The 12,063-nt window shown below is 59.7% G+C and carries 8 protein-coding genes; 5 read left to right on the forward strand and 3 right to left on the reverse strand.

All coding sequences use genetic code 11. The annotated features are described in order from the left end of the window. Positions 1-172: 172 nt before the first annotated feature. Positions 173-412, reverse strand: a complete 240-nt coding sequence (locus HRH33_RS12600) for a DUF3203 family protein (RefSeq protein WP_034137980.1) — start codon at positions 410-412, stop codon at positions 173-175. A gap of 122 nt (positions 413-534) precedes the next feature. On the opposite strand from HRH33_RS12600, the gene HRH33_RS12605 reads away from it, so the two are divergent. Next, positions 535-1,026, forward strand: coding sequence for an MgtC/SapB family protein (locus HRH33_RS12605; protein WP_034137981.1), 492 nt, complete (start codon positions 535-537; stop codon positions 1,024-1,026). Positions 1,027-1,085: 59 nt separating this feature from the next. Here the strand turns inward: HRH33_RS12605 and HRH33_RS12610 are convergent, their stop codons facing one another. Together HRH33_RS12610 and HRH33_RS12615 are read right to left on the reverse strand one after the other, a co-directional pair. Further along, positions 1,086-2,537 carry a M10 family metallopeptidase C-terminal domain-containing protein gene (locus HRH33_RS12610; protein WP_167418319.1) on the reverse strand — a complete coding sequence of 484 codons (1,452 nt, stop codon included), beginning with the start codon at positions 2,535-2,537 and terminating at the stop codon, positions 1,086-1,088. Between the two features lie 207 nt (positions 2,538-2,744). Then, entirely contained in the window at positions 2,745-2,921 is a 177-nt protein-coding gene (locus HRH33_RS12615) for a hypothetical protein (protein WP_167418318.1), read from the reverse strand. A gap of 202 nt (positions 2,922-3,123) precedes the next feature. Here HRH33_RS12615 and HRH33_RS12620 point away from each other — a divergent pair, with 202 nt between their 5' ends. The 4 genes from HRH33_RS12620 to HRH33_RS12635 all read left to right on the forward strand — a co-directional run bounded on the left by HRH33_RS12620 (position 3,124) and on the right by HRH33_RS12635 (position 12,062). Continuing rightward, the gene (locus HRH33_RS12620; protein ID WP_034097159.1) at positions 3,124-5,109 is read left to right on the forward strand and encodes an alpha-1,4-glucan--maltose-1-phosphate maltosyltransferase; all 1,986 of its coding nucleotides are present in this window, start codon (positions 3,124-3,126) and stop codon (positions 5,107-5,109) included. A 71-nt stretch (positions 5,110-5,180) separates the two neighbouring features. After that, a complete protein-coding gene (treS, locus tag HRH33_RS12625; RefSeq protein ID WP_167418317.1) occupies positions 5,181-8,528 on the forward strand; it encodes a maltose alpha-D-glucosyltransferase in 3,348 nt (1,115 codons plus the stop codon). Continuing rightward, positions 8,525-10,756: a 1,4-alpha-glucan branching protein GlgB gene (gene glgB, locus HRH33_RS12630; protein WP_034137983.1), complete on the forward strand. Its 2,232-nt coding sequence runs from the start codon at positions 8,525-8,527 to the stop codon at positions 10,754-10,756. The genes treS and glgB overlap by 4 nt, the downstream gene beginning before the upstream one ends. A 139-nt stretch (positions 10,757-10,895) precedes the next feature. Beyond that, complete coding sequence (locus tag HRH33_RS12635; RefSeq protein ID WP_034137984.1) at positions 10,896-12,062, forward strand: GGDEF domain-containing protein; 1,167 nt, start codon at positions 10,896-10,898, stop codon at positions 12,060-12,062. Position 12,063: the final 1 nt, after the last annotated feature.

Raw genomic sequence — 12,063 nt, forward strand, 5'->3', positions numbered from 1 at the left:
ATCAGCCTCCATCAGGCCAATGGACTATGCGCGGCGAGCTGTTTGCATAACAGACTCAGCTATGACGATAAAAACCGGATCAGATCGCTTGCAGGCGCGGCCCTGCGACATTGTGCTGCACCCCGTTGCGCTCGGGGTGCAGCCTTCTGCGGCGTCAATAGATACAGATCAGTCAAATCGCCGAATCCGGCGTGGTGACCTTCTTGTGCTGACGCCCATCGGTGGCGCCGGCCACGGTGAGGGCGTCGGCTTCCTGCTCGGTGATGTAGACACGCTCGGCGCCCACGTCCACATAAGACATGGCTCTGGGGACGTCAGTGCTGACGGTGACCTCAGCGGCGGGCAGGCTGTATTCCCGGCCCTCATCGTTGACCTTGAAGAAACAGGTGCGGTTTTCGATACGGATTGGCATGGCGCTCTCCTTTTTATCAGGCTGATAAACGTTAGGGCGCATGCCCACGCGCGGCGTTCCAGGCAACTGACTGACGGTCGCCGTTGTCAACCCATTATCCATCTCAATAAAGGACAGGGTTTATGGACGCTTGGTGGCACGAAGTATGGGTGACCCTGCAGGCCGAATTTGCCGATCTCGGCGATGCCAGACAGCTCACGCAGATCACCGTGCGTCTGCTGATCGCTGCGCTGCTGGGCGGGATCCTCGGTTTTGAACGGGAGCACAAGGGCAAGGCCGCCGGGGTGCGCACCCATATGCTGGTGGCGATGGGCGCGGCGCTGTTTGTGTTGGTGCCGCAGATGTCCGGCAACCAGGCCGATGCCATGAGCCGGGTGGTGCAGGGGGTGATTGCCGGGATTGGTTTCCTCGGCGCCGGGACCATTCTTAAAGGTAAGGAAGACGAAGAGGGTCAGCACGTCAAAGGCCTGACCACCGCCGCCGGGCTATGGATGACCGCCGCCATCGGCGTGGCGGCGGGCATGGGGCGTGAGTCCACGGCGGTGTTGAGTACGTTGCTGGCGTTGGTGGTGTTCAGCGTAATGCCAAGAATCGTGCGGATGCTCGAAAAATAACCTTCACCAAGGACGCGGCGTCGAATCATTTCCACCAAGGCCGCTGTTGACGGCTGGGGCTACAGCACCACGTCACTCTGCTCCAGTTTGCCGTTTACGCTGACCTTCAGAACCTGGCCGTCTGTTTGCCGGGCGTACAGTGTGCTTTGGTGAGTGTCGGGGTTGTAGTCGATAAACGCTTCGCCAGACTCGATAACAGGGGAATTTTTGAACGTAAACGGCTTGCCGCCGTTCTGAACCTGCATGCCCGACACGTCGATCTTGTCGTTGCCACTCTCGAAATCCATGATCTCGTCGTGCGAACGCTGATCCTGGCGCCCAGCGTCGAAGGATTCTGACGCGCTGCCGTACACAAAGGTGTCTGCACCTTTGCCGCCCCACAATCTGTCGCCACCTTTGCCGCCATAGATGACGTCGTTACCGTCACCGCCGTTGAGTTCGTTGTTGACGTCGTTGCCTATTATCAAATCATTGCCCTTGCCGCCTATCGCGTTTTCAATGACAGCACCTTTGGCAATCGCGACATTCCCCTTAAGGCCGCCGACGTCAGAAAAGGTTTCTTCCCTCAAGCTTATTTGCTGATCTTGCGTGTACCCGGAAAAATCCAATGTGTCGTTGCCCCCGCCGTCCCAAATGGCCGCCACCATTTTATCGTGAGGGGTTTTGACCGTCAGAAAGTCTCGATCCGTGTTCGAGTTGAAACCGTAGGTGGTGTCATCCTTGCGGGTTTCATAATTGGCGCCGTATTTCGCTTGGTAGGCAGCAATGTCGTCAAGTTGCGGGGCTGACGAACGGAATTTCTGGTGGTTATGATGCCCGGTGCGCTCTCCCCGGTAACTCATGCCGGAATGGCTCTGAGAGTCTTCGTGATGAGATACATTTGATTCGCCGAGCTTGTCACCGCCACTTCCATTGTAATTGCCAGGGTGGCTCAGCCCCATGGCATGACCGAGTTCATGAGTAATGGTGTGTCGACCCGCATTACCTAGCGCTGCTCGGGGTACTGATTTCTCTTTGTCAGTGTCAACAAACCATACGTTAACGTCAGCCTGATTCCTGGTGGGCAGGGTAGAGTGGTGCTCGCCTTTATAAGGGTAGCCTTTAGAGTCAATCTTTTGGCCATAATTGCCGATCTTGATATGGCCTTCACTGTCAGCTGTTTTGGGCCCGCGGGTAAACTTGATGTTTGCCACATCTTCAATGGATTGCAGGCTGAGTCGGGTTTGTTTTCGCTGGTTGTCGAGGATAGGCGTAAACCCGGTTTTGCCGAATTTCCGAGTGTTCTTGTCGTCTGGCGCGGACCGAAACTCGTAAGTCACATTAACGGTGCCGTCACCATTCTTGTCTGACCAACCTGGGCTATGACGCCAGAGTCGTTTGACAGCGTCTTCGGTTGATTTGGACTGCAAGCCGTTGTGCTGGATGTCCCCGCCACGATCATCTCGATGTTTGAACTGCTCAACCCTCTGGTAGATCGGGCTGCCGTGTAAACCAACGCTGCTAATGGACATGAATTCTCCTGCTGTGAATGTTGCTTGAAGATAGGCGTTGGCGCCGTCTCAACTACGGTGCACATGCGTCGCAGTTTAGGCATGGGCAAAATCACAGGCGTTGCGAGTTATCTAGGTGGGGCGCAGGAAGAATCACCAAAAGCACCGGGAAAGGAGTAGCCCATCCGTCAGACAGGCTTAACTCCACTATCGGCCTTACCACCATCGTCAAACGGTTGAAAAAGGTCTGGCAATGACCGGTGGCATTGTTGTTGGCGGTTCCTGGACAGGCGGTGGCTGGTTTTCCGGCGGTTCCTTTTCTGGAATCGGTTCCGGTTCGGTGGGCGGCAGGGTGGGTTTGTCGATATTCGGGTCCGGGGTTTCAGCCGGGATCGGGATATTCATCGGTGTGGCCTCCTTTGTGCTTTGCTCTAGCGGTGGACATTCCCAAGGGGCATTTGATTCCCGCTCAATGGCGGCATATCCACCTGAACTTTTAACCCAGGCACAGGCTCGGACCTTATGCGTCACCGCTCAGGGAGAGTGCTGGCGTATTGGATTCGGATCTAGCAAAGGGCGTCCACTGGGCGTAAGGGGAAGATGCTCGATGACTGCTGAAACACAGGTTCCAGACACTGCCGTACTGCCGCTGTCCCAGGCACTGCTATTGCCCCGGATCGCGATCGAAAGCACCAGCCCCGTGATTGACGGCGGCGAATTCGCGGTCAAGGCGGTGATAGGCCAGCGCATTAATGTCACCAGCAAAGTGTTTGCCGATGGCCATGACAAATTGGCCGTATTGATCCGCTGGCGCCCGCTACGCGACGAAAGCTGGCACAGCGTGGTCATGACCGATGTCGGCAACAACGGTTGGGAAGGCGCGTTCACGGTGGCCCATCAGGGGCCCCATGAATACTGCATCGAAGCCTGGATCGATACCTTCGCCAGCTTCTGCTACGAATTGCGCAAAAAACACGAAGCCGGCGTACCGGTCAGCCTGGAGTTGCAGGAAGGTCGCAGCCTGGTGCTGCAAGCCGCCGAGCGTAGCGACAACGAGCTGCGCGACCGCCTGATGCTGTTGCACCACGAACTGTCCGGCCTGCTGGAAACCGAGCAGGTGGCGTTGTTTCTGCACGAAGACAGTGCGCATCTGATGACCCAGGCCGACCACCGCGCCTACCTGAGCATCAGCACGGTGTACCCGATTGACGTCGAGCGCGAACGTGCGCAGTTCGCCAGCTGGTACGAGTTGTTTCCCCGTTCGATCACCGATGATCCGGCACGCCACGGCACCTTTAACGATGTACACGCGCGGCTTTCGATGATCCACGACATGGGCTTCGATGTGCTGTACTTCCCGCCGATCCACCCCATCGGCCGTAGCCATCGCAAAGGCCGGAACAACTCGCTCACCGCCGGCCCGGACGACCCCGGCAGCCCGTACGCCATCGGCAGCGAGGAGGGCGGCCACGAAGCCATCCACCCGCAGTTGGGCAGCCGCGATGACTTCCGCCGCCTGGTCAAGGCCGCCGCCGACCATGGCTTGGAAATCGCGCTGGACTTTGCCATTCAATGCTCCCAGGACCATCCGTGGCTCAAGGAGCATCCGGGCTGGTTCAACTGGCGCCCGGACGGCACGATCAAGTACGCGGAAAACCCGCCGAAGAAATACCAGGACATCGTCAACGTCGACTTTTATGCCGCCGATGCGATCCCTGGCCTGTGGACCGAGCTGCGCGATATCGTGGTGGGCTGGGTGGAAGAGGGCGTGAAGACCTTTCGCGTCGACAACCCCCACACCAAACCGCTGCCGTTCTGGCAATGGCTGATCAGCGATGTGCGTTCCAAGTACCCCGAGGTGATTTTCCTCGCCGAAGCCTTTACCACGCCGGCGATGATGGCCCGCCTGGGCAAGGTCGGCTATTCCCAGAGCTACACGTACTTCACCTGGCGCAACACCAAGGCTGAGTTGAGCGAGTATTTCACCCAGCTCAACCAGTCGCCATGGCGCGAGTGCTACCGCCCGAACTTTTTCGTCAACACGCCGGACATCAACCCCGCGTTCCTGCATCAATCCGGACGCCCGGGCTTTTTGATCCGCGCCGCGCTGGCGACCATGGGCTCGGGCCTGTGGGGTATGTATTCCGGGTTTGAACTGTGCGAAGCCGCGCCGGTGCCGGGCAAAGAGGAATACCTGGACTCGGAGAAATACGAGATCCGCCCCCGCGACTTCACTGCGCCCGGCAACATCATTGCCGAGATCGCCCAGCTCAACCGCATCCGCCGCCAGAACCCGGCGCTGCACACGCACTTGGGTTTGAAGATCTACAACGCGTGGAACGACAACATCCTCTACTTCGGCAAACGCAGCGAGGACGGCAGCAACTTCATTCTGGTGGCGGTCAACCTGGACCCTTTTAACGCCCAGGAAGCTCATTTCGAGCTGCCCTTGTGGGAGATGGGCCTGCCGGACGATGCCCAAACCCAGGGCGAAGACCTGATGAACGGCCATCGTTGGACCTGGTACGGCAAGACCCAGTGGACGCGCCTGGAACCGCAGATGCCGTTCGGGATCTGGCGCATTACCACCTGATGGGGAAGAGGGGGCTAACCCCCCTCCGACGTTGAGTCTGCACGATTTATCGAGTGTTTCAGGAGTGTCCAATGGCGAAGAAACCCAAGGCTGCCACCTTTATCAAAGACCCGCTCTGGTACAAGGACGCGGTGATCTATCAGGTTCACGTCAAATCCTTTTTCGACTCCAATAATGACGGTATCGGCGATTTTCCTGGGTTGATCGCCAAGCTCGACTACATCGCCGACCTGGGCGTGAACACCATCTGGCTGCTGCCGTTCTACCCTTCACCACGCCGCGACGACGGCTATGACATTGCCGACTACCGCGGTGTCCACAGCGACTACGGCACCATGGCCGACGCCAAGCGCTTTATCGCCGAAGCACACAAACGTGGCCTTCGAGTGATCACCGAACTGGTGATCAACCATACATCCGACCAGCACCCCTGGTTCCAGCGCGCACGCAAGGCCAAGCCCGGTTCGGCGGCGCGGGATTTCTATGTGTGGTCCGATGACGACCAGAAGTACGACGGCACCCGCATCATTTTCCTCGACACCGAAAAATCCAACTGGACCTGGGACCCGGTCGCCGGCCAGTACTTTTGGCATCGCTTTTATTCCCATCAGCCCGACCTCAACTTCGACAACCCGCAAGTCATGAAAGCGGTGCTGGAAGTCATGCGCTACTGGCTGGACATGGGCATCGACGGCCTGCGCCTGGACGCCATCCCCTACCTGATCGAGCGCGACGGCACCAACAACGAGAACCTTGAAGAAACCCACGGGGTGCTCAAGCAAATCCGTGCCGAGATTGACGCCAATTACCCCGACCGCATGCTGCTGGCCGAAGCCAACCAATGGCCGGAAGACACCCAACTGTATTTCGGTGACAAAAAGGGCGATGACGGCGACGAATGCCATATGGCCTTTCACTTCCCGTTGATGCCGCGCATGTACATGGCCCTGGCCCAGGAAGATCGCTTTCCCATCACCGATATCTTGCGCCAGACCCCGGAAATCCCCGCCAATTGCCAATGGGCGATCTTCCTGCGCAACCACGATGAATTGACCTTGGAAATGGTCACCGACAAAGAGCGCGACTACCTGTGGAATTACTACGCCGCCGACCGTCGCGCGCGGATCAACCTGGGTATCCGCCGCCGTCTGGCGCCGCTGTTGGAGCGTGACCGTCGCCGCGTAGAGTTGCTCAACAGCCTGCTGCTGTCGATGCCGGGCACGCCCACCTTGTACTACGGCGATGAAATCGGCATGGGCGACAACATCTACCTGGGCGACCGCGATGGCGTGCGCACACCGATGCAGTGGTCCATCGACCGCAACGGCGGTTTCTCCCGCGCCGATCCGGCCAGCCTGGTGCTGCCGCCGATCATGGACCCACTCTACGGCTACCAGTCGGTGAATGTGGAAACCCAGACCCAGGACCCGCACTCACTGCTTAACTGGACCCGGCGCATGCTCGCAGTACGCAAGCAGTCCAAAGCGTTCGGTCGCGGCAGCCTGAAAATGCTCTCGCCGGCCAATCGCCGCATTCTGGCGTATACCCGCGAATACACCGGTGCCGATGGCCGCACGGAGATCATTTTGTGCGTGGCTAACGTGTCGCGTAGCGCCCAGGCGGCCGAGCTGGACCTGTCGGGCTTTGCTGGCATGGTCCCCGTGGAGATGCTCGGCGGTAACGCCTTCCCGCCTATTGGTCAGCTAAATTTCCTGCTGACCTTGGCGCCTTACGGCTTCTATTGGTTTGTGCTGGCGGCGGAAAACCAGATGCCCAGCTGGCATGTGGAACCGGCGCAAAGCATGCCCGACTTCACCACATTGGTATTGAAAAAACGCATGGAAGAACTGCTCGAAGCACCTTGTCGCACCACCCTGGAACAGACCTCACTACCGGCCTGGCTGCCCAAGCGGCGTTGGTTCGCCGGCAAGGACACGGCCATCGATAGCGTGCGGATTGCCTATGGCGTGCGGTTCGGCGACGCCGAGCATCCGGTGTTGCTCAGCGAACTGGAGGTGAGTGCCGGTGGGCAGGTCAGTCGTTACCAGTTGCCGTTCGGCTTCCTCGGCGAAGACCAGTTCACCAGCGCCTTGCCCCAGCAATTGGCCATGGCCCGCGTACGCCGAGCGCGCCAGGTGGGCTTGGTGACTGACGCGTTCAGCCTTGAGCCTTTTATTCGCGCGGTGATCCAGGGCCTGCAGGCCGGCACGCGTTTGGCCAGCAGCGACGGCGAGTTGCGTTTCGACGCCACCGAACACTTGGCTGCGTTGCAACTGAACGACGAGTCCCCGGTGCGTTATCTGTCCGCCGAGCAGTCCAACAGCTCGGTGGTGGTGGGTGAGAGCCTGGTGCTCAAGTTGATCCGTAAAGTCAGCGCCGGTGTGCATCCGGAACTGGAGATGAGCGCGTACCTCACCGCAGCCGGTTACGCCAATATCTCGCCGTTGATGGGCGCGGTGGTGCGTCATGACAGCGAGGGCCAGGACAATCTGCTGATGATTGCCCAGGGCTACCTGAGCAATCAGGGCGATGCCTGGACGTGGACCCAGAACAATCTGGAACGGGCAATCCGCGACGAACTGGCCGAAGCCCTGTCCGAACAGGAACAGCACTACAACGCCTTGGGTGAGCTGGCCGATTTCGCCGCGCTGCTCGGCCAGCGCCTGGGGGAAATGCACCAAGTGCTGGGCGCCACCACCGCCAATAAAGACTTCAAGCCCGAAGTCACCGGTGTCAAAGACACCCAGGCCTGGGCCAAGGATGTGGGCGCGCAGATCACCCGCGCGCTGCAACTGCTGGAACTGCATCAAACCCAATTGAACCCTGCCGATCAGGCGCTGGTCAGTGAATTGCTGGCGCAAAAAAAAGCCATTGCCACCCATGTGAACAGCCTGGCAAAGGCCACCTTGGGCGGCTTGCGCATTCGCGTCCATGGCGATCTGCACCTTGGGCAGGTTCTGGTGGTCAAGGGCGATGCCTATTTGATCGACTTCGAAGGCGAGCCGGCGCGACCGCTGCATGAGCGACGGGGCAAGCACAGCCCGTACAAAGATGTCAGCGGGGTGCTGCGTTCTTTCGACTATGCAGCGGCCATGGCCTTGAATCTGCAAGGCGTGGATCAGTCGCCGCAAGCCGAGCAGGCACGCCGACGGGTTACCGAGCGCTATGTGAAGGAAGCGCGCCAGGTATTTATCCAGGCTTATCAGCAAGCTACGTCTACACTGGCGCATGACTGGCAGGATGCCAACGGCCAGGACGCCGCGCTGACGTTGTTCAGCCTGGAGAAGGCTGCGTACGAAGTGGCCTACGAAGCGGAAAACCGCCCGACCTGGTTGCCGGTGCCCCTGCAAGGGCTGCACGGCCTGCTAAGCGGGCTTACACCTATATCCAAAACTGCACGCGGTGGGGAGACGTCATGAGCTATACACATAAAGAACCGCTGCAGCCTAAGTTGACTGCAATGCCGGCGTCCAAGGACGTCGAAGCGCTGGTGCGCGCCGAGCACCACGACCCGTTTTCGATTCTCGGGCCCCATGACGACGAGCAGGGCGGCCAATTTATTCGCGCGTTCCTGCCCGAAGCGTTGAGCGTGCAGGTGTTGAGCCGCGATGGCGGCGAAACCCTCGGTAGCCTCGACGCGACCCAAGTGCCGGGTTTGTTTGTCGGGCACTTTGCGACGCGCCAGCCTTACTTATTGAAGATCCAGTGGGCCGGCGGTGAGCAGATCACCGAAGACCCCTACAGCTTCAGCCAACTGCTGCTGGGCGAGATGGACTTGTACCTGTTTGCAGAGGGCAATCACCGCGACCTGGGCAGTTGCCTGGGCGCTCAGGTCACCAGCGTCGACGGCGTGCAAGGCGTGCGCTTTGCCGTATGGGCGCCAAACGCACGGCGTGTGTCGGTGGTGGGCGACTTCAATATTTGGGACGGCCGTCGGCATCCGATGCGCCTGCGCCATCCTTCCGGTGTGTGGGAGATCTTTATCCCACGCCTGCAACCGGGTGCCGCTTACAAATACGAGATTCTCGGCGCCCACGGCATTTTGCCGCTCAAGGCCGACCCGATGGCGCTGGCCACCCAACTGCCGCCGGACACCGCCTCGAAAGTCGCCGCGCCGTTGCAAGTGGACTGGCAGGACCACGATTGGATGCAGGCCCGCGCCGACAAGCAGAAATCCACCGCGCCGCTGTCGATCTATGAACTGCACGTCGGCTCCTGGCAATGCGAGTTGGACGAAGCCGGTGAAGTGGCCCGCCAGTACAGCTGGCGCGAATTGGCCGAGCGCTTGATTCCTTATGTGCAGCAACTGGGCTTCACTCATATCGAGCTGATGCCGATCATGGAACACCCATTTGGAGGGTCCTGGGGGTATCAGGCCCTGTCGCAGTTCGCCCCAAGTGCGCGCTTCGGCTCGCCCGAAGACTTTGCCTACTTTGTCAATGCCTGCCATCAAGCCGATATCGGTGTGATCCTCGACTGGGTGCCGGCGCACTTTCCCACCGATACTCACGGCCTGGCCCAGTTCGACGGCACCGCGCTGTACGAATACGCCAACCCGCTGGAAGGCTTCCACCAGGACTGGGATACGCTGATCTACAACCTGGGCCGCACCGAGGTGCACGGCTTTATGCTGGCCTCAGCACTGCACTGGCTCAAGCACTTCCATGTCGATGGCCTGCGGGTGGATGCGGTGGCATCGATGCTCTACCGCGACTATTCGCGCAAAGCCGGCGAATGGGTGCCCAACCGCCATGGCGGTCGCGAGAACCTGGAAGCCATCGATTTTCTGCGCCATTTGAACGATGTGGTGGCACTGGAGGCGCCGGGCGCCCTGGTGATCGCTGAAGAATCCACCGCCTGGCCCGGTGTCAGCCAGCCAACCCAGCAAGGCGGCCTGGGCTTCAACTACAAATGGAACATGGGCTGGATGCACGATTCGCTGCATTACATCCAGCAGGACCCGGTGTACCGCGCCCATCACCACAACGAGCTGAGTTTCGGCCTGGTGTATGCCTGGTCCGAGCGGTTTATCCTGCCGATCTCCCACGATGAAGTGGTGCACGGCAAGCATTCGTTGATCGACAAAATGCCCGGCGACCGTTGGCAGAAGTTCGCCAACCTGCGCGCCTACCTGGCGTTTATGTGGATGCACCCGGGTAAGAAATTGCTGTTTATGGGCTGCGAATTCGGCCAGTGGCGCGAGTGGAACCACGACCAGCAACTGGACTGGTACTTGCTGCAATACCAGGAACACCAAGGTGTGCAAAAACTGGTGGGCGACTTGAACCGCCTGTACCGCGAAGAACCGGCCCTGCACGAACAGGACGACGCGCCCCAGGGCTTCCAATGGCTGATCGGTGACGATGCGATCAACAGCGTCTACGCCTGGCTGCGCTGGAGCAAGGACGGCAAACCGGTGCTGGTGGTGGCCAACTTCACCCCGGTGCCTCGCGAACAATACGCCGTAGGTGTGCCGTTTGCCGGGCGCTGGAGCGAGGTGATCAACACTGACGCCGACACCTACGCCGGCTCCAATTTCGGCAACGGTGGTGAAGTGTTCACCCAGGAGGAACCGCGTCACGGGCAGCCGGTGTCGCTGTCGTTGAATCTGCCGCCGCTGGGCGTGCTGATTCTGCGCCCGGACTGAGCATAAGCGGCTGGCGAATGGGGGGCGATCTGCAATGATCGCCCTTTGTCGTTATGTCTGGCGTGGTTTGGCATCGCCCCTCAAACAACCGCTCTAACTAGGCCGATTCAGTTGTTCAGATTGCTGGCAGGATGCCACAATGGCGCCTTTGTCGCGGCAGTCGGATCAGGCGAATTTCATGAATGGCCTTGGGCGTGGGCAGGACCAGGATGACGTTATCGAACAGCACGTGCGCACCGATCGGCTGCACCAGCTGTTCCGGCAGTCGTTTGCCGCGATTTTCGGCAGCTACCTGGCCGCCGCCATGCTCTGCTGGCTGTGCTGGGACCGTCTGGATCAGCGCATCATGCTGGTATGGCTGGTGACGCTGGGCGTTTCGTCACTGCTGCGCATAAAGATGTTCATGGAATGGTTCCGCTGCCCCAACAGCGAGCGCACGCCGGAGCGCTGGGAACGGCGTTACTGGATCACGCTGGTGCTGTCGGCCGGTATCTGGGGGGCGGGCGCATTTGCGCTGATCCCCACCGATGATCGACTGTCCCAGGTGCTGGTCATGTTGTTTACCGTGGGCATGTCGGTCAGCGCGGTGTCGTGTTATTCGGCTTATCGCGCCATGACCGTGACGTCCATCAGCCTGGTGCTGATGCCTTGCACCCTGTGGCTGTTGTGGCAACCCTCGTCGATGCAAGTGGGGGTCGCCATCGCGGTTCTGGTGTTTTCTACCTTTGTATTTAGCGCTACGCGCAAATTGTCCGAGGCGCTGGAGAAAGCCTTTCGCCTGACCCGGCAAATGGAGCGTGCCCACACCATTTCCACCCGCGCCGCACAAACCGATGAATTGACCGGGCTGATGAACCGCCGTGCATTTTTCGAGCGTGCCCAGGTGCTGTACGCGCAATGCAGGCATAACCAGCAACCGCTATGTGCGCTGATGCTGGACATGGATCACTTTAAACAGATCAACGACACCTACGGTCACCAGGCCGGCGATCAGGTGTTACGCCAGATCGGCGGGGTGATCAGTGCCTCGTTCCGTCAGGCCGACGTGTATGGCCGCCTGGGCGGCGAAGAATTCGCGGTGTTGCTGCCCAATACCTCTCTGGACACTGCACGCGCGATTGCCGAACAACTGATCAAGGCGATCTCCGGGTTGGCTGCCGAGCCGGTCAAGGGCTTGTCGGCCAGTCTCGGTCTAGCCTCCACCCATGATCACGACCAAGACCTGCACGGCCTGATGAACATGGCGGATAAAGCGCTGTATCGGGCCAAGGCCCAGGGTCGTAACCAAGTGGCGCTGGCGGAGTAAG

This window comes from Pseudomonas rhodesiae (assembly GCF_013285305.1).
Classification (GTDB): domain Bacteria; phylum Pseudomonadota; class Gammaproteobacteria; order Pseudomonadales; family Pseudomonadaceae; genus Aquipseudomonas; species Aquipseudomonas rhodesiae.

Bases quoted from the DNA above. Each gene is read 5' to 3' on its own strand.
- HRH33_RS12610 (WP_167418319.1), bottom strand. From the start codon at position 2,537: ATGTCCATTAGCAGCGTTGGTTTACACGGCAGCCCGATCTACCAGAGG.
- treS (WP_167418317.1), top strand. From the start codon at position 5,181: ATGGCGAAGAAACCCAAGGCTGCCACCTTTATCAAAGACCCGCTCTGG.
- HRH33_RS12605 (WP_034137981.1), top strand. From the start codon at position 535: ATGGACGCTTGGTGGCACGAAGTATGGGTGACCCTGCAGGCCGAATTT.
- HRH33_RS12615 (WP_167418318.1), bottom strand. From the start codon at position 2,921: ATGAATATCCCGATCCCGGCTGAAACCCCGGACCCGAATATCGACAAA.
- HRH33_RS12600 (WP_034137980.1), bottom strand. From the start codon at position 412: ATGCCAATCCGTATCGAAAACCGCACCTGTTTCTTCAAGGTCAACGAT.
- HRH33_RS12635 (WP_034137984.1), top strand. From the start codon at position 10,896: ATGGCGCCTTTGTCGCGGCAGTCGGATCAGGCGAATTTCATGAATGGC.
- glgB (WP_034137983.1), top strand. From the start codon at position 8,525: ATGAGCTATACACATAAAGAACCGCTGCAGCCTAAGTTGACTGCAATG.
- HRH33_RS12620 (WP_034097159.1), top strand. From the start codon at position 3,124: ATGACTGCTGAAACACAGGTTCCAGACACTGCCGTACTGCCGCTGTCC.